17 protein-coding genes are annotated in these 16,373 nt (G+C 63.9%); 5 read left to right on the plus strand and 12 right to left on the minus strand.

Annotated elements, in window-relative coordinates; all coding sequences use genetic code 11:
- Positions 1-46: 46 nt before the first annotated feature.
- A complete protein-coding gene (locus NP945_RS24395; RefSeq protein ID WP_256747761.1) occupies positions 47-1,921 on the minus strand; it encodes a DEAD/DEAH box helicase in 1,875 nt (624 codons plus the stop codon).
- Positions 1,922-2,359: 438 nt separating this feature from the next.
- Here NP945_RS24395 and NP945_RS24400 point away from each other — a divergent pair, with 438 nt between their 5' ends.
- Positions 2,360-3,394 carry an aspartate-semialdehyde dehydrogenase gene (locus NP945_RS24400; RefSeq protein ID WP_256747762.1) on the plus strand — a complete coding sequence of 345 codons (1,035 nt, stop codon included), beginning with the start codon at positions 2,360-2,362 and terminating at the stop codon, positions 3,392-3,394.
- 162 nt (positions 3,395-3,556) lie between these two features.
- Here the strand turns inward: NP945_RS24400 and NP945_RS24405 are convergent, their stop codons facing one another.
- Positions 3,557-3,964, minus strand: coding sequence for an ACT domain-containing protein (locus NP945_RS24405; RefSeq protein WP_127268219.1), 408 nt, complete (start codon positions 3,962-3,964; stop codon positions 3,557-3,559).
- A 162-nt stretch (positions 3,965-4,126) separates the two neighbouring features.
- On the opposite strand from NP945_RS24405, the gene NP945_RS24410 reads away from it, so the two are divergent.
- The 3 genes from NP945_RS24410 to NP945_RS24420 all read left to right on the plus strand — a co-directional run bounded on the left by NP945_RS24410 (position 4,127) and on the right by NP945_RS24420 (position 5,976).
- Entirely contained in the window at positions 4,127-5,056 is a 930-nt protein-coding gene (locus NP945_RS24410; RefSeq protein ID WP_245482884.1) for a bestrophin family protein, read from the plus strand.
- A gap of 111 nt (positions 5,057-5,167) precedes the next feature.
- Entirely contained in the window at positions 5,168-5,578 is a 411-nt protein-coding gene (locus tag NP945_RS24415; RefSeq protein WP_256747763.1) for a DoxX family protein, read from the plus strand.
- A 134-nt stretch (positions 5,579-5,712) separates the two neighbouring features.
- Positions 5,713-5,976 carry a YMGG-like glycine zipper-containing protein gene (locus NP945_RS24420; protein WP_127382303.1) on the plus strand — a complete coding sequence of 88 codons (264 nt, stop codon included), beginning with the start codon at positions 5,713-5,715 and terminating at the stop codon, positions 5,974-5,976.
- Positions 5,977-6,055: 79 nt separating this feature from the next.
- Here NP945_RS24420 and rpsP read toward each other — a convergent pair whose 3' ends face one another.
- From rpsP to NP945_RS24455, 7 genes are all read right to left on the minus strand, one after another.
- Entirely contained in the window at positions 6,056-6,457 is a 402-nt protein-coding gene (gene rpsP / locus NP945_RS24425; RefSeq protein ID WP_013528800.1) for a 30S ribosomal protein S16, read from the minus strand.
- Between the two features lie 51 nt (positions 6,458-6,508).
- Positions 6,509-6,835, minus strand: a complete 327-nt coding sequence (locus NP945_RS24430; RefSeq protein WP_023811329.1) for a chorismate mutase — start codon at positions 6,833-6,835, stop codon at positions 6,509-6,511.
- A gap of 7 nt (positions 6,836-6,842) precedes the next feature.
- Positions 6,843-8,453, minus strand: coding sequence for a signal recognition particle protein (ffh, locus tag NP945_RS24435; RefSeq protein ID WP_256747764.1), 1,611 nt, complete (start codon positions 8,451-8,453; stop codon positions 6,843-6,845).
- 149 nt (positions 8,454-8,602) lie between these two features.
- Positions 8,603-9,679: a CPBP family intramembrane glutamic endopeptidase gene (locus NP945_RS24440; protein ID WP_256747765.1), complete on the minus strand. Its 1,077-nt coding sequence runs from the start codon at positions 9,677-9,679 to the stop codon at positions 8,603-8,605.
- A gap of 164 nt (positions 9,680-9,843) precedes the next feature.
- Entirely contained in the window at positions 9,844-10,443 is a 600-nt protein-coding gene (locus NP945_RS24445) for a DUF1236 domain-containing protein (RefSeq protein ID WP_256747766.1), read from the minus strand.
- 62 nt (positions 10,444-10,505) lie between these two features.
- The gene (locus tag NP945_RS24450; protein ID WP_256747767.1) at positions 10,506-11,603 is read right to left on the minus strand and encodes a putative zinc-binding metallopeptidase; all 1,098 of its coding nucleotides are present in this window, start codon (positions 11,601-11,603) and stop codon (positions 10,506-10,508) included.
- A gap of 90 nt (positions 11,604-11,693) precedes the next feature.
- Complete coding sequence (locus tag NP945_RS24455) at positions 11,694-12,941, minus strand: NAD(P)/FAD-dependent oxidoreductase (protein WP_256747768.1); 1,248 nt, start codon at positions 12,939-12,941, stop codon at positions 11,694-11,696.
- Between the two features lie 141 nt (positions 12,942-13,082).
- Between NP945_RS24455 and NP945_RS24460 the strand changes: the two genes are divergently transcribed.
- Positions 13,083-13,880, plus strand: coding sequence for a lytic transglycosylase domain-containing protein (locus NP945_RS24460; protein ID WP_127271186.1), 798 nt, complete (start codon positions 13,083-13,085; stop codon positions 13,878-13,880).
- 72 nt (positions 13,881-13,952) lie between these two features.
- Here NP945_RS24460 and NP945_RS24465 read toward each other — a convergent pair whose 3' ends face one another.
- The 3 genes from NP945_RS24465 to NP945_RS24475 form a co-directional block, all read right to left on the minus strand.
- Entirely contained in the window at positions 13,953-14,495 is a 543-nt protein-coding gene (locus NP945_RS24465; protein ID WP_256747769.1) for a hypothetical protein, read from the minus strand.
- A 7-nt stretch (positions 14,496-14,502) separates the two neighbouring features.
- On the minus strand, positions 14,503-14,937 hold the full coding sequence (locus tag NP945_RS24470) for a hypothetical protein (protein WP_256747770.1): 435 nt from the start codon (positions 14,935-14,937) through the stop codon (positions 14,503-14,505).
- 119 nt (positions 14,938-15,056) lie between these two features.
- Positions 15,057-16,280, minus strand: a complete 1,224-nt coding sequence (locus NP945_RS24475) for an argininosuccinate synthase (RefSeq protein WP_256747771.1) — start codon at positions 16,278-16,280, stop codon at positions 15,057-15,059.
- Between the last annotated feature and the right edge of the window lie 93 nt (positions 16,281-16,373).

The following is a 16,373-nucleotide window of genomic DNA, read 5'->3' on the forward strand; positions in this document are numbered from 1 at the left end:
CAAAGAGTTAGAGCAGATCGCCGTTTCCGTGAAACGGTGAAATGCTCTAGGTGGGCCGTTTCTTCGCCTTCTTGTGCTTGGGCGCGCCGGTGGTGTCGAATTTCGGCTTGCCCGGCTTTTTCGCCCATGGCTTTGCCTCATGCGCGGCGGCCGGGCGCTGATCGACTGCTGCCGGTGCACGTTTTTCGAATTTGCGCTTCGGCGCGTTGGGGTCGAACGGCGCCTTGCCGCGATGCGGCTTCTTGTCGGGGCTTGGCGGCTGATAGCCGGCGCGTGAAAGATCGGGCGTACCATCGAGCCGCTTCACCAGGATGTTGCCTTGCAGCTTGCGGTCGGGACCGATCGCGGCCAGGAAGCGGTCGGCCCAGTCGGCTGATATCTGCACGTAGGTCTCTTCCGGCTGCATCTTGATGGCGCCGATCTCGCGCTTCGAGATGCTGCCGGTGCGGCACAGCATCGGGATCAGCCAGCGCGGCTCGGCATTCTGCCGGCGCCCGATCGACAGCGAGAACCAGACGCTGTCACCGAAATCGTCGCGGCGGCTGGGCGCCTCGTCGCGGCGCGCGAAACCTTCGCCCGCCGGTCTTTCACGCGACGGCGTGAAGGGCGCGATCTCCATGAGGTCCTCGGGCGCCGAGCGGCTGGCGCGGCACTGGCGCACGAAGGCAGCGGCCACCTGTTCGGCGCCATGTCTGGCGAGCAGCGCGTCGATGAAACCGCGTTCGTCGTCCTTCACCGGCTCGTCGAAAACCGGGTCGGCCAGGATGCGCTCGTCGTCGCGCCGCATCACGTCGTCGGCCGAGGGCGGGCTCGCCCATGTCGCCTTGAGGCCGGCGTTCTGCAACAGCCGCTCGGTGCGCTTGCGGGCGCTGTTGGGCACGATCAGCGCGCTGACGCCCTTGCGCCCGGCGCGGCCGGTGCGGCCGCTGCGGTGTAGCAGCGTTTCCGGATTGGTCGGCAGATCGGCGTGGATGACCAGCTCGAGATTGGGCAGATCGATGCCGCGCGCCGCGACATCGGTGGCGATGCAGACTTTTGCGCGGCCGTCGCGCATTGCCTGCAAGGCATGGCTGCGCTCGTTCTGGCTGAGCTCGCCCGAAAGCGCCACGACGGAGAAGTTGCGGTTGTTGAAGCGTGCGGTCAGATGATTGACGGCGGCACGCGTGTTGCAGAACACCAGCGCGTTCTTGGCTTCGTAATAGCGCAGCACGTTGATGATGGCGTTCTCGCGGTCGGGCTGGGCGACGCTCAGCGCCCGGTATTCGATGTCGAGATGCTGCTTCTCCTCGCCGGCCGCCGAAATGCGCACCGCATCGCGCTGGTAGCCCTGCGCGAGCGTGGCGATCGAGCGCGGCACGGTGGCCGAGAACATCAGCGTGCGGCGTTCGGCCGGAGCCGCGTCGAGGATGAATTCGAGGTCCTCGCGAAAGCCGAGATCGAGCATCTCGTCGGCCTCGTCGAGCACCACCGCCTTCAGCGCCGACATGTCGAGCGAGCGCCGGGTGATGTGGTCGCGCAGCCGGCCGGGCGTGCCGACGACGATATGGGCGCCACGCTCCAGCACACGCCGCTCCGAGCGCATGTCCATGCCGCCGACGCAGGACGCCACGGTTGCGCCGGTTAGTTCGTAGAGCCATTCCAGCTCGCGCGTCACCTGCAAGGCGAGTTCGCGCGTCGGCGCCACCGCCAGCGCCAGCGGTGCGGCGGCGTGGCCGAAGCGCTCCGCGCCCTCAAGCAGGGTCGGCGCCAGAGCGAGGCCGAAGGCCACCGTCTTGCCGGAGCCTGTCTGCGCCGAAACCAGCGCATCGGCCTCGCCGAGTTCCGGCGCCACAACCGCCTTCTGGACGGGCGTCAGCTCGGAATAGCCGCGTTTTTCCAGCGCCCTTGCCAGCGCGGGAACGAGTGCATCGAAGTTGGACATCTTACTCTTTCGGAATTCGGATTCTTATATGCCCAGCAATGGGCCTGTCTTCGGCGGGCGTCGGGACGCTCCATGAGCCGGATGGTCATGCCGTTCGTACTTCGTGCCGCCGCCATTGTACAGGGCAACAGGACGCTCATCGCAATTGACTCTTGACGCAAACCGCGTAAAAGCCCGCTTTGAACGGGATCGTTTTTCGATGCGCGGCCTTTTGATGGCTCTTCTTGCATTCGATGCCCCCAGCCTCAATGCACATCATTGGGCCGGGCGCGTCGGCGCGTCCCCTCGTTCCAGCAAAACTATGGCCAAAACCACCACCAAAACGGTGTGACTCCCTTGGCCTAACCACCCTCTCCCGGGTTCGGCCCGGGGGACGGAACCCGCATCGGCCAGCGGGTTTCTCCAAAAACCAAGCGGAGAGGGACAGGAGATTTTTCGATGAGTTTCAAGGTAGCGATCGTCGGCGCCACGGGCAATGTGGGCCGGGAAATGCTCAACATACTGGAAGAGCGCGGCTTTCCGGTAAGCGAAGTCGTGGCGCTGGCGTCGCGGCGCAGCCAGGGCACGGAAGTGTCGTTCGGCGACCGCACGCTGAAGGTGAAGACGCTCGACCAGTATGATTTTTCCGACACCGACATCTGCATCATGTCGGCCGGCGGCAACGTCTCCAAGGAATGGTCGCCGAAGATCGGCAAGCAGGGCTGCGTCGTCATCGATAATTCGTCGGCCTTCCGCTACGATCAGGACGTGCCGCTGATCGTGCCGGAAGTGAACCCGGACGCGATCTCGCTGTTCACGCGCAAGAACATCATCGCCAATCCGAACTGCTCGACGGCGCAGCTGGTGGTGGCATTGAAGCCACTGCATGACTTCGCCACCATCAAGCGTGTCGTCGTCGCCACCTATCAATCGGTATCCGGCGCCGGCAAGGAAGGCATGGACGAACTCTTTACCCAGACCCGCGCGGTCTTCGTCGCCGATGGCGTCGAGGTCAAGAAGTTCACCAAGCGCATCGCCTTCAACGTCATCCCGCACATCGACGTCTTCCTTGATGACGGCTCCACCAAGGAAGAGTGGAAGATGGTCGCCGAGACCAAGAAGATGCTCGACCCCAAGATCAAGCTGACGGCGACCTGCGTGCGCGTGCCGGTGTTCATCGGCCATTCGGAAGCGGTCAATATCGAGTTCGAAAAGCCGATCACCGCCGACGAGGCGCGGGATATCCTGCGTGAAGCCCCAGGCTGCCAGGTCTTGGACAAGCGCGAGGACGGCGGCTACATCACGCCGCTGGAATCGGCCGGCGAGGACGCCACCTTCATCTCGCGCATCCGCGAGGATTCGACCATCGACAACGGCCTGTCGATGTGGATCGTCTCCGACAATCTGCGCAAGGGTGCCGCACTCAACGCGGTGCAGATCGCCGAGTTGCTGGTCGAGCGCGGCCTGATCCAGCCGAAGAAGAAGGCGGCTTAGTTTTCGCTCACGGGCCGTATCGCCGCTGCCGCGGCGGGCCCTCCGCGGGGGCGCCGAACGATCGGCGGCCCGCAGTCGCGTGCTCGGCCTTTGGCCGTTAGCTCCCTTCTCCCCGTTCACGGGGAGAGGATCCCGGCAGGGGGATGAGGGGCAGCACCAGCCTCAGCTTCGATTCTCAGCCGCCAACCCAACCAACAGCTCCAGTGCTTCCTCCGCCCTGTCGGCCGGGACGAACAGATGGTCGTGGTAGAAGGCCGAAACCGGGTTCACGCCCATGCCGGCGGCGGCGAGGCGCGTGGTGATGGCGGCGAGGAAGCCGACGGCCTCCAGCGACGAATGGATGTTCAGCGTGACCATCCGGCAGCGGAATGACGCGGTCAGTGCCGCAGCGATGGCCTTCTCCTCGGTTACGATCAGCGTCACGCCCTCGCGCTCGCGAAACACCATCACCGGCTCGAGGCCCTCCGGCTGGGCGACGCCGGGCGCCAGTGTGGCGAAGACATAGGTGCCGGCGAGCAGTTCCGGCGTCATCGATGCCAGCAGTGTCTTCAGATCGGTCTCGCCGGTCATTCGTTTCTCTCGCCTGCAGAAATGGGCCGCAGCCCACGTGCTCTTCAATATCCGCGACCGGCCCGTGCCGATAGTCCTGGCGCTGCAAGGACGACATGGCGATGTCGCTGGCGGCTGGGCTTGCGGACCTGTCGCATCGCACAATAGAGGAGCTGAGGGCCGATGCCGGCCCGTGAAAGGCCTTCGATGATCGTTCGCCCGCGCCCCACATTCCTGCAGCTGTTCTTCATCATGCGCGGTTCGGTCGTGCCACGCATCCTGCCGCAGATATTGGGCTTCGCGCTTTATTCCGCGATCATCCTGGCCGTGGCGCGCCGGTTCCAGCTTGATTTCAGCGTCTTCAACATCACGCCTTTCGGCCTGGTCGGCGTGACATTGTCGATCTATCTCTCGTTCCGCAACAACGCCGCCTACGACCGTTGGTGGGAGGCGCGCAAGCTGTGGGGCGCGCTGGTCTTCGAAATGCGCAACCTGGCCCGCGCCACCACCAGCCTCATCCCGGACCAGACCGAGCAGCGCGCCTTGCTGATGGAAGCGCTCGCCTTCTGTCATTTCCTGCGCGGGCAGTTGCGCAAGATCGACAGCATGAAGGATGCCCGTGCCTTCATCGACGCCGAGGCGGACAAGGCAGCAGCCTTCTCCAATCCGGCGGATGAGATGGTCAGGCGCATGGGCCGGCGTGCCAATGCGCAACGCCGGGCGGGCGACGTCGACTCGATCGGCTTTCGTATCCTCGATGAGAGGCTCGCGTCGATCGCCGCCATCCAGGCCGGCTGCGAGCGGATCGCCGGTACGCCGTTACCTTTCGCCTACACGCTGCTGGTGCATCGCACGGCCTACATCGTCTGCCTGCTGCTGCCGATCGGCCTGATCTCGACCACCGGTTGGGCGACGCCGCTGTTCACGGCGTTGATCGCCTACACCTTCTTCGGCCTCGACGCGCTGTCGGAAGAGCTCGAGGATCCGTTCGGCACCGAGGCCAACGACCTTGCACTCGACGGCCTCTGCCGTGTCTGCGAAATCTCGGTGTTCGAAGCGCTGGGCGAAACGCCGCCGAAGATGATCCCCGCGGAAAAGTTTTATTTTTCCTAGGCGAAGGCGCGCGGGCTTAAAACAATCCGGACCTCTGTCGGATCGCAGCCCCATGCCACGTCCTTGGTTCGACCCCAGCGAAAAGGGCTCGAACCACTAGGAGGGACCACCATGAGCATTTCCGAAATCGCGCCCGTCTCGCCGGGCGCTTTATGGACCGGCCGCGCGCTCAGCGGCATCATCGTGCTGTTCATGATTTTCGATGGCGTCATCAAGCTGCCGCCGCTCGATGTCGTCACCCAGACGATGGTGCCGCTCGGCTGGCCGGCCGATGCCAATGTCGCGCGCATGCTGGGCGTCATCGGCCTGATCTCGACCGCTCTCTATGCACTGCCGCGCACCTCGGTGCTCGGCGCCATCCTGCTCACCGCCTATATGGGCGGCGCCATCGCCACGAATGTCCGTGTCGACAACCCGCTGTTCTCGCACATGCTGTTCGGCGTCTATCTCGGCATTATCCTGTGGGGCGGCCTGTATCTGCGCGATGCCAGGGTCCGCGCGCTGATCCCGTTCAGCCGTTAGATCCAGATCGAAGCATCGCTTTCCGCTGAAAGCCTGAACCCTTTGCCGGGCAATGTCTCAGGGATCGAATCGCGGAGTTGCGAGTTAGAGATTCGCCTGGCGGCGGAGGCGGCTCCTATCGGAGAGGAACGATGATGAAGAAAATGATGCTTTTGATGGCGCTGCTGGTGCCGCTCGCCGCTTGTTCGCAAACGGAAAAAGGCGCGGCCGTAGGCGGCCTCGGTGGCGCTGCCGTCGGTGCGGCGGTCGCCGGCGATCCGGTTGAAGGCGCCGTCGTCGGTGGTGCTGTCGGCGCCGTGGCCGGCGCGCTGATCGGCCGGGCGAGCGAGCGTGGCGAATGCCGCTACCGTGATCGTCGTGGCCGCGTCTACATCGACCGCTGCCCGAGCGGTTATTGATCGGCAGCTCTTACAGACAGAACCGGACAGCAAAACGGCGGGCCTTGGCCCGCCGTTTTCCTGGATGCGAATAGAGCAATTATTCGGCGGTGGCGGCTTCCGCCTCGGCCGGTGCAGCGGCGGCGGCCGCAACAGCAGCAGCGGCATCTTCCTGCGCCTTCTTCAGAAGGGCAGCGCGTTCCTGCGCCTTCTTGCCCGGCTCGGCCTTCTTCGGGTTGGAACGGGCGTCGCGCTTGACGAGGCCGGCTTCGTCGAGGAAGCGCAGCACGCGGTCGGTCGGCTGGGCGCCATGCGCCAGCCAATGCTTGACGCGGTCGGCGTCGACCTTGACGCGTTCGCCGTCCTTGGGCAGTAGCGGGTTCCATGAGCCGATCGACTCGATGAACCGGCCGTCACGCGGTGAACGGGCGTCGGCAATGACGACGTGGTAGTAAGGACGCTTCTTCGAGCCCGCACGGGCCAGTCGGATCTTCAAGGGCATTTATTTTCTCCTAAAAAGGCTGATTTGGTTGGTCGGTTGGTGGCTGGTTTCTCAGCCGGCTTTCATCACGCCGTTGGAAGCGGCGATCTGTTCGTGGTGGCGGATCACTTCGCGGACGACGAAGTTGAGGAATTTTTCCGCGAAATCCGGGTCGAGATGGGCATCCTTCGCCAGCTGGCGAAGCCGGGCGATCTGCTGCTGCTCGCGTGCCGGGTCGGCCGGGGGCAGGCCATGCGTCGCCTTCAGCACACCGACCGCCTTGGTGCAGCGGAAGCGCTCGGCCAGCATGTGGATGAGGGCCGCGTCGATGTTGTCGATCGAGGCGCGGTAATCGGCCAGGAGAGCGCGGGCGTCGGCCATGTCCTTCTCTTCGTTCATGGCGTCCTCACTTCTTCTTGCCAAGGCCGGGCAGCCCGCCACCGCCGAGGCCGGGGAGCCCGGGGAGTTTCATGCCGCCGGGCAGACCGGGCATTCCGCTGGGCAGGCCACCGCCGCCATGAAGGCCTTTCATGCCGCCGCCGAGGCCGGCTGCCTGTGCCTGCTTCTGCAAAGCTTCGAGCTGCTTGGGGTCCATCTTCGACAGGTCCGGCATGCCGCCGCCCATCATGCCGCCCATACCGCCGGGCATCATGCCGCCGAGGCCCATCTTGGAGGCGAGGCCGCCCATCATGCCGCGCATCAGGCCGCCGCCTTTGCCCTTGCCGCCCATCGCCTTCATCATGTCGGCCATGCCGCGGTGCATCTTGAGCAGCTTGTTGATTTCGGCCGCGTCGGTGCCGGAACCGGCGGCGATGCGCTTCTTGCGCGAATGCTTGAGCAAATCGGGATTGGCGCGCTCGGCCTTGGTCATCGACGAGATGATGGCGAGCTGGCGGCCGAACATCTTGTCGTCGAGACCGGCGGCGGCCATCTGGTCCTTCATCTTGCCCATGCCGGGCATCATGCCCATGATGCCGCCCATGCCGCCCATCTTCGACATCTGCTGAAGCTGACCGGCGAGATCGTTCAGGTCGAACTTGCCCGACTGCATCTTCTTGGCCATCGCCGCCGCCTGTTCGGCGTCGATGTTCTCGGCGGCCTTTTCGACGAGCGAGACAATGTCGCCCATGCCGAGGATGCGGTCGGCGATGCGCTTGGGGTGGAATTCCTCCAGCCCGTCCATCTTCTCGCCAGTGCCGATCAGCTTGATCGGCTTGCCGGTGACGGCGCGCATCGAAAGAGCCGCACCGCCACGGCCGTCGCCGTCCATGCGGGTCAGGACGAGGCCGGTGATGCCGACGCGCTCGTCGAAGCTCTTGGCCAGGTTGACGGCGTCCTGGCCGGTCAGCGAATCGGCGACCAGCAGGATTTCGTGCGGGCTCGACACCTTCTTGATGTCGGCCATCTCGACCATCAGCGGCTCGTCGATATGGGTGCGGCCGGCGGTGTCGAGGATGACGATGTCGTGGCCGCCGAGCTTGGCCGCCTGCACGGCGCGGCGGGCGATGTCGACCGGCGACTGGCCGTCGATGATCGGCAGCGTGGCGACCTTGACCTGTTCGCCGAGCTGGCGAAGCTGCTCCTGCGCGGCGGGGCGCCGCGTGTCGAGCGAGGCCATCAGGACCTTCTTGTTCTGACGCTCGGAAAGACGCTTGGCGATCTTGGCCGAAGTGGTCGTCTTGCCCGAACCCTGCAGGCCGACCATCATGATGACGACCGGCGCCGGGGCATTGAGATCGATGGCGACGCCTTCAGCGCCGAGCATCTCGACCAGTTCGTCATGAACGATCTTGACGACCATCTGGCCGGGCTTGATCGACTTGACCACGGCAGCGCCGACGGCCTTCTCGCGCACCTTGTCGGTGAAGGAGCGCACCACTTCCAGCGCCACGTCTGCTTCGAGCAGTGCACGGCGCACCTCGCGCAGCGCCGCCGAGACATCAGCCTCCGACAGCGCGCCGCGGCCGGTCAGGCCGTTCAGGATCGAACCAAGACGTTCCTGTAGCGATTCAAACATTCGTTTTCCTTTTCCCTGGCATCCGGATGATGCCCGAGAGGTAATGCGTTCGCGCCCAGTGTCCAACCAAAAGCCAAAACCAAAAAGCACCCGGGGGCGCTCAGCGCTGCCGGGTGTTGGCCTCCAGGATCGATTTACAGCACTTCACCTCAAAGAGGTTTCGGCGTCCTGGTCGGCTTGCTCGGAGGGATACTCGTCGCGGAATTCGGGGCGTGTAGACAGGAAATCGGCCGCAGAGTCAAGACAAAGACCGTATTGCGTCGATCCCGGCCTGCGACCACGCCGTGCTCGTCCGGTCCGGAAGCTCGGCGGCGACCCTGAGCGGCGAACGCGGATGTAGAAGCAGCACGATGGTCAGCAGGCTGCAGGCGATGCCGATGAAGGCGATGAGAACCGCATCCGACGTCGCCCAGCCCGGCCCTTCGAGCGGCTTGGCGTTGAACAGGGCGAAGGAATTGTAGCTTTCCTGATGCGAGATCAAGAGAAACCCGGTCAGGTTGTTGCCGAGATGAGCACCCAGGGCGGCGCCGAGATTGCCGGTTGCGTAGACGACAAGTGTCAGCAGCAGCGCGAAAGCGGCGATCGACGCCAGCACGCAAGCATTGATGGCTGGCGACGAACTCGCTCCAATGCAGCGAGGTGAACAGCAGGGCCGGCGGCAGGGCCCAGACGAACGGGCTCGTGAACCGGTTGGCGAGACCGCGCAGCAGATAGCCGCGAAACAGCACCTCTTCAGAGGATGTCTGCAGCAAAGTGAGCGCGGCGATCGGGATCGCAAACAGCAGCCAGGACGACAGGCTGATCGGGCCACGCGTGATCTGCGGCTGCAGCAGATAGAGCAGGACCTCGGATATGAACGACGTGATCAGCACCGCGATCAGCCCTTTGAGGAAGTCGGGCCATGAAACTCGTCGGCTGTTGCCGAGCAGCGCCGACAGCTTCTCGCCATGCACCCAGCGCATCGCGACCCACAGGCCGATCCAGATGCCGGCGAACGAGACGAGCGCGGTGAGGATGCCGAGGGGCGAAGCGAGGAAGCCCTGAATGCCGGATGATGGGGTCGCCTGCCAGGCGATGAAGGCATAGGTGCCGCCGACCAGCACGGCCACAGTGGTTGCTGCCCAAAAAAGGACCACGATGCCCGTTCCGAGCAACAGGCGCGGTAAGGTCGTCCTGGCGTTCGGCGAATGCCTGTAACGCTCGAAGGCGGACGGATCGATGGTCACGCGGGCTCCCTTGCCAAAGTCATCGCCTATTTGACTAACCGATGGCCGGGAAAATCGGAATGGTTTTCCGCAAAGGACTAGGCCAGAGCGCAGGAGAGCGCCGCGCGGCGGCGCCGCCTGCTGGCGGCCGCTGCAGTCGCAGCGGCCGCTTGTGCCGATTGTCGTCAGCGAACGACGTACATGATGCGCCGGGTCTGCGGATCGATCAGCGCCCGCTGGCCGTTCACATAGACATAGCGGTAATTGTAGTCCGGAATCTCGCGTAGCTCGACGGTGTCGGGCAGGGTCGCGCCGGTCACCACTTCGCCTTCGAGATAGTTGGGATCGAGGCGATGCGTGTCGACATAGGTGCGGATTTCAGCCGGAGGCGGCGGGAAGTCATCCACGACCGGATCGCTGGCGATGATCGCGCCGGTATAATCGGTCGAGTAGTTGCCGATGTCCTCCGGCGGCGAGACGACAGCAACGCTGGAGCGCCGTTCCGTCAGCACCACGCGGCTGCCGCCGATATCGGCCGTGACATAGTCGGAATAGACCCAGCCCTGGCCGCCGGCCTCGGCTATGGTGCACCATTTGCTGTTTTCGATGCAGCCATTGAGCGTTGCCGACTGGCCGGCGGCGAGCACGCCGATCACGGGATATTGCGGGCCGGGTCCGGCGCGCACGTTAAGATCGGTGACGGCTGAGACGGCGGTATCGGCAAACGCGGCGCCCGACATCACGGTCAGCATTCCGGCTACCGCAGGAAACAACAGGGATTTCATGGTTTCTCTCCGTTTCATGGTCCCTCGCCAGCGAAAACGGGGCAGCAGCTCATGCGTTCCCGCTAAAGCGCCTGCGCCAACTCACGATTTGTTCCGTGTTCTCCAGGCAAATCGGTCAGAAGTTCGTGAACGAATTCCAATTTCCGTGCCGTGACGTCCGAAATGACAAAGGGGTAGAGGTCGGGCAGGCCCATGCAGCGGTTGATCGAATTGGAGGCTTCCGACAGCACCAGCCAGCGGGCAAGGATCTTCTCGAAAGGCTCGGGCGCGGTCGCCGGCTCCGAGGGTGCGGCCTGCAACCCGCCGCCTGTGTCGCCGCGCGGCAAGTCGTTGGCCTCCACCGTCTCCAGCCGGCCGAGCGGAAAGTTCAGCGCGTGCACCATTTCCAGCGTGTCGGTGATGTGCAGGTGATGAGCCCAGGTCTCGGCCCAGTCCTCCCATGGATGCGAGGTTGCATAGGCCGAGATGTGGCCTTGCTGCCAGTCGGGCGGCGCACCATTGGCATAATAGGCCTTCAGTGCCTGTTCGTAATCGGCGCGGTCGTCGCCGAACAGTGCGCGGAAAGCTTCGAGCCTGTGCGGATCGTCGCGGATGAGGCGGTCCCAGTAATAGTGCCCGAGCTCGTGGCGGAAATGACCGAGCAAGGTGCGGTAGTTCTCGCCCATCTCGACGCGCCGCTTCTCGCGCTCGGCCGAATCCGCCTCGGCGACATTGAGCGTGATCAAACCATTGTCGTGGCCAGTAAGAATCCGCTCGCCGCCGGGGCCGCCGCCGATCGGATCGCCGAGGAAGTCGAAGGCCAGGCCGATCTCGTCGGCCGGGTTCTGCTTGGGCGCCACCGGCAGCCCGAAGGCCAGCAGCGAGTAGATGGCGCGCTTCTTCGCCGCTTCGACACGGATCCAGCGGCGGCGGTTGCCGTCGACGGAGAGATCCGGGATCAGCTGATTCAGCACGCAGGCGCGGCAAAAAGCGTGACCCGGTTCCGCCATCCAGTTGCAGGCGCATTCATCGGCGTTGGTGCACTGGAAGACGCCATCGACGCCCGCCAGCGCGAAACAGGCGTGCTCGGGATCGTAGAGCACGGGGTTCCCGCAGTTCAGGCACTGGGCGTTCTCGAAATAGATGCGATGGCCGCAATGCGGACAGTCGAAGAGTTTCATGTCGGTCTCAATTCACCGGAGGTGACACAAATGTTCACGGCGGCCCGTGCCCAACGCGAACAGCCGCGCGGTGTTCCACATTGCCTGAAGCTATTTGGCCGCAAGCTGGGCGACAACCTCTCTTGCCACCGCTTCGCCCGACAGCCGCGCGCCGCCGCAGGTCTGGACCAGCGAGCCGGCCAGATGCTCGCCGGCAAAGAAAATCTTGTCGGCCACCGGCTGCATAAGGGCCATGCGCGCCAGTGAACGGCCGGGGCGGGCCGCGGCATAGGCGCCGCGCACGAAGCGCTCGCCGCCCCAATTGGTCATCATTGCGCGTCCGACATGCTTGCGCGTATCGCCGCCGAAGATGCCACACAGCCGGTCGACGACGAAGTCGATGCCGGCCGCCTCGCCGGCCGCCGACATTTCCCAGGCGAAATCGCCGCCGACGAAGCCGACCATCAAGTCAAGGTCGAACGGGAAGCAGAGGAAGTAGATGTCGTGCCTGGCCATCCGTTCGATCAGCAGGTCGTCGAAGGGCTGCAGCCCGAGCCTGGTGCCCGATATTTCGACTGGCAATTTGGTCAGCATGCCCATCGGCAGGTCGAAGAAGGCGCCGAAATGCGTGTCGGGCAGGGCCGGCGAGAACGCGATCTCCTCGAAGGCGAGCACCGCCGGCGAAGCGGTTACGATCACCGCTTTGGCGCGGACGGTGCCGCGATCGGTGACGCAGGCGACGCCGGGCACGTCCCACAGGATCTTGCGCACCGGCGTCGACAGTTCGACCGGCACGCCGGCGCCGAAACGCGCCACCAGCGCGCCAAGGCCCTCCTTGCTGAAGTAGTTCGGGTCGAGATCGGCCGCGGCCTGGAAGTCCAGGATCGAGATTTCGTCCTCGTCGGCACCGAAATCCATCGGCCCGGCGAAGGTGGCGGCGGCGCGCGGCGCATGGCCTTTTGCCAAAAGCGCCGAAAGACGATCGTCATCTCCGTCTTTCACTTCATGCCTGGCCAGCAGTTCGAACAGCTTTGCGTCGGCGGCCTTCATGTCGGCTTCTTCCGCTTCGCTCGCCTTGCGCTCGCGGTAGTAGAGATGATCGACGTTCATGTCGTGATGATGCAACGTCCAGCCTGCCGCCTGGGCTTCGGGAAAATAGGGATTGCGGTCGGCGGCATGCAGCCAGGCGCAGCCGATGTCGAAAGGCACGCCGAAATGCTGGTCGCTGGTCCAGGCTCGCCCGCCGATTCGGTCCATCGCTTCGAGCAGCGTGAAGGAAAGCCCCGCGGCCTGCAGGGTCCTGGCGGCGGCAAGACCCGCCGAGCCGGCACCGATGATGACGACATCAACGTCTTGCATGCAGCCCCCTTGCCACAATAATCACTTGATCCTAGGCAAATTCCACGGCATTCGCCAGCATTGCAGCGGTGACAGTGACAAGTGCGCGTTTCGCTGGCAAGTTCGCAATTGGGACGTGATTCAGGCAACCAGGAGATCAACATGGCAATTCTTGCCAAGGGAAAGATGTTTGCAGCGGCCGTGGTGGCGGTGCTTGCGCTGGCGACGGGCGCACAGGCAGCGGCCAGCTGCGGCAAGACCGGCGCCGGCTTCGAGGCCTGGAAGCAGGATTTTGCCGCGCAGGCCAGGTCGGAAGGTGTAGGCGCCAAGGGGCTGGCCGCTCTGGCCGGGGCGAACTACGCGACCAAGACGATCTCCGTCGACCGCGGCATTCACAAGGCTTTCAGCGGCTCGGTGGACGATTTCATGCGGCGGCGCGGCGGCGCGGCGATTATTTCCAAGGGCCGGTCGCTGAAAAAGTCGAATGCGGCGCTGTTCGCCAAGATCGAAGCGAATTACGGCGTGTCGCCGGGCGTGTTGCTCGCCATCTGGGGTATGGAAACCGGCTTCGGTTCGGCCATGGGCAACCAGAACACCGTCTCTGCCATTTTGACGCTTGCCTATGATTGCCGCCGCCCGGGGTTCTTCTACCCGCATGCCATTGCAGCCCTGAAGCTGGTTGATCGCGGGGCGCTGTCAGCCTCGTCGGTCGGCGCCGCGCATGGCGAGATCGGACACACGCAGTTCCTGCCAGGAAACGTCCTGAAATATGGCGTCGGCGGCGGAAACCTGCGCGACAAGGGCACGGCGCTGGCTTCCACCGCCAACTTCCTCAAGGGCCATGGCTGGCGGGCGGGCGCGAGCGCGAGTGCGAATATGGGCGCGATTGCCGGCTGGAATTCCGCGAGCGTCTATCAGCAGGCCATCGCCCGCATTGCCACGGCGATCGACGGCGATTGACGGACCATGCACCGGGCAGAAGGCCCCGGCCATTTCTGACTTGATCAAAAACCCGGCGCGAATGCCGGGTTTTTATTTGATTTCGAGCGTGTAGGAGCAGCCGGCCAGGGTCTTGCCGGGGTGCGACTCGACGGTCGAGACGTTGAGCTTGACGTCCGTTGAGAAGGTCAATCCTTCCGAGTCTTCGGTGTTTTGGACAACGACCTTCTCGCCAAGGAATTTTTGCGGCGTGGAAAAAACGGCCATGACGTTGAGTTCTTCGGCAAGCTCCGGCGCGGCAACGCCGTCGAGCACGGCCATCGGCCCCGCAGCGGTAAACACGATCGATCCTGTCTCGCGGTTGAACACGCGGATTTTGGCCGGCAGTTCGTATTGGCTGAGAAACGGATTGCCCGAGGCAACCTCCTTCCAGCCAAGCGTTTCAACGGCGCCCGGTGCGCTGGACAGCCACAGGGCAAAGTCGTTGTAGGTCGGAACGTCCGCCCTGCACTCGATCAGCGCCGGAAGGTCGAGAGAGGCGGGGTCATAGTCGTCGGCTTTGGCGACAGCCACGTTCGCCAGGACGGTCAACGCGGGCAGAAAACCGGTTCCAAGAGTGGCCGAGCGCAGGGTCACATTACTCTCAATAATTCGCGTAGCCGCTCAACGGGCATTTCCGGGAAACGGGAATCTGGAAGGTACCAGTGGTACCGTTGCAGGTACGGAATTTGGGGTTCCGCGGCGCCGGGGCTTGCGTAGCCGCCTTTGCCTTGCCCTTGATGACCATCCAGATTTCGGTAGGTTGGTCGAGCTGCAGGTTGTTTATGTCGGAGTAGCTTATCCGCCCGCTGTGCAGCCCTTCGGCAATGCGCTGGCAAAACAGAGCCGGCATCCGCTCCTGCGAGACGCCCATGAAAGAGGCGATGTCATGCTTGAACGTGAGGCCCCATGCCGCCTGGACGGAGGTGACGCAGCTGCTCAAGTCCGCCTTCGGCTCGCGCTTGCCGGCTGCCTGCGAAGACTGGCTCCCTGCAAAGACGGCCGTCGCCAGAAACAGAAGAACAATACCAGTTTTCATTGTCAAACCCCATCATCCCACAAGAGACGTAAGATGAAGTTGCGAGAAGGTCAAACTATAAACCTGGCGGCTCCCTCGGGTTTCTTGGCGCGTGTCGCCCTTGGCGATCAACAGAGCTGTCAACCCTTGCGGTTGCGCGCGGCCAGCGTCCTCAGCCGCAGCGCATTGAGACGGATGAAGCCGGCGGCGTCCTTCTGGTCGTAGGCGCCGCGGTCGTCCTCGAAGGTGACCAGCGCATCCGAATAGAGCGTCTTCTTCGACTTGCGGCCGGTGACCATGACGTTGCCCTTGTAGAGCTTGAGGCGCACCGTGCCCTCGACCTCTTCCTGGCTCTTGTCGATCATCGCCTGCAGCATCAGCCGTTCGGGCGCGAACCAGAAGCCGTTGTAGATCAGCTCAGCGTAACGCGGCATGAACTCGTCCTTGAGATGGGCGGCCCCACGGTCGAGCGTGATCGATTCGATGGCGCGGTGGGCGGCAATCAGGATCGTGCCGCCTGGTGTTTCGTAGACGCCACGCGATTTCATGCCGACGAAGCGGTTCTCGACCAGGTCGAGCCGGCCGATGCCATTGTCGCGGCCAAGATCGTTGAGTGCCGCCAGCATGGTCGCCGGCGACAGCTTCTTGCCGTTCAGCGCGATCGGATCGCCCTTCAGGAACTCGATCTCGATCTCGGTGACGGTATCAGGTGCGTCCATCGGCGAAACGGTGCGCTGGTGGACGAATTCGGGCGGCTCCACCCACGGGTCTTCCAGCACCTTGCCCTCGGAGGACGAATGCAAAAGGTTGGCGTCGACCGAGAACGGTGCGTCGCCCTTCTTGTCCTTCGGCACCGGGATCTGGTGCTGCTCGGCGAAATTCATCAGGTCGGTGCGCGACTTGAACGACCAGTCGCGCCACGGCGCGATGACCTTGATGTCGGGGTTCAATGCGTAAGCCGAAAGCTCGAAGCGCACCTGATCGTTGCCCTTGCCGGTGGCGCCATGCGCGATCGCGTCGGCGCCGGTTTCCCGCGCTATATCGACCAGATGCTTGGAGATCAGCGGCCGCGCGATCGAGGTGCCAAGCAGATAGGTGCCTTCATAGACGGTGTTGGCGCGGAACATCGGGAAGACGAAGTCGGACACGAATTCCTCGCGCACGTCGACGACGCGGATGTCCTTGATGCCCATCATCTCGGCCTTGCGACGGGCCGGCTCGAGTTCGCCGCCCTGGCCGAGATCGGCGGTGAAAGTCACGACTTCGGCGCCGAGTTCAGTCTGCAGCCATTTCAGGATGATGGATGTGTCGAGACCGCCTGAATAGGCAAGCACGACTTTTTTGACGTCTTTGGCCTTGGACATTTCTACTCCGTCGATGGCGGACGCCCCAGCCTGGGCGTCACGGATTGTCGCAGCGCCTTTTAGCAGGAACGGCAGAGCGAGCAAGCACGCGTG

The sequence above is a fragment of the Mesorhizobium sp. LMG17149 genome, from assembly GCF_024518695.1.
Lineage (GTDB): Bacteria > Pseudomonadota > Alphaproteobacteria > Rhizobiales > Rhizobiaceae > Mesorhizobium.

Excerpts from the sequence above, each read along its gene's own strand:
- NP945_RS24420 (WP_127382303.1), top strand. The coding sequence starts at position 5,713 with ATGAAGAAAATGATGCTTTTGATGGCGCTGCTGGTGCCGCTCGCCGCT.
- ffh (WP_256747764.1), bottom strand. The coding sequence starts at position 8,453 with ATGTTTGAATCGCTACAGGAACGTCTTGGTTCGATCCTGAACGGCCTG.
- NP945_RS24410 (WP_245482884.1), top strand. The coding sequence starts at position 4,127 with ATGCCGGCCCGTGAAAGGCCTTCGATGATCGTTCGCCCGCGCCCCACA.
- rpsP (WP_013528800.1), bottom strand. The coding sequence starts at position 6,457 with ATGCCCTTGAAGATCCGACTGGCCCGTGCGGGCTCGAAGAAGCGTCCT.
- NP945_RS24415 (WP_256747763.1), top strand. The coding sequence starts at position 5,168 with ATGAGCATTTCCGAAATCGCGCCCGTCTCGCCGGGCGCTTTATGGACC.
- NP945_RS24470 (WP_256747770.1), bottom strand. The coding sequence starts at position 14,937 with ATGAAAACTGGTATTGTTCTTCTGTTTCTGGCGACGGCCGTCTTTGCA.
- NP945_RS24405 (WP_127268219.1), bottom strand. The coding sequence starts at position 3,964 with ATGACCGGCGAGACCGATCTGAAGACACTGCTGGCATCGATGACGCCG.
- NP945_RS24450 (WP_256747767.1), bottom strand. The coding sequence starts at position 11,603 with ATGAAACTCTTCGACTGTCCGCATTGCGGCCATCGCATCTATTTCGAG.
- NP945_RS24445 (WP_256747766.1), bottom strand. The coding sequence starts at position 10,443 with ATGAAATCCCTGTTGTTTCCTGCGGTAGCCGGAATGCTGACCGTGATG.
- NP945_RS24455 (WP_256747768.1), bottom strand. The coding sequence starts at position 12,941 with ATGCAAGACGTTGATGTCGTCATCATCGGTGCCGGCTCGGCGGGTCTT.
- NP945_RS24475 (WP_256747771.1), bottom strand. The coding sequence starts at position 16,280 with ATGTCCAAGGCCAAAGACGTCAAAAAAGTCGTGCTTGCCTATTCAGGC.
- NP945_RS24430 (WP_023811329.1), bottom strand. The coding sequence starts at position 6,835 with ATGAACGAAGAGAAGGACATGGCCGACGCCCGCGCTCTCCTGGCCGAT.
- NP945_RS24400 (WP_256747762.1), top strand. The coding sequence starts at position 2,360 with ATGAGTTTCAAGGTAGCGATCGTCGGCGCCACGGGCAATGTGGGCCGG.
- NP945_RS24460 (WP_127271186.1), top strand. The coding sequence starts at position 13,083 with ATGGCAATTCTTGCCAAGGGAAAGATGTTTGCAGCGGCCGTGGTGGCG.
- NP945_RS24395 (WP_256747761.1), bottom strand. The coding sequence starts at position 1,921 with ATGTCCAACTTCGATGCACTCGTTCCCGCGCTGGCAAGGGCGCTGGAA.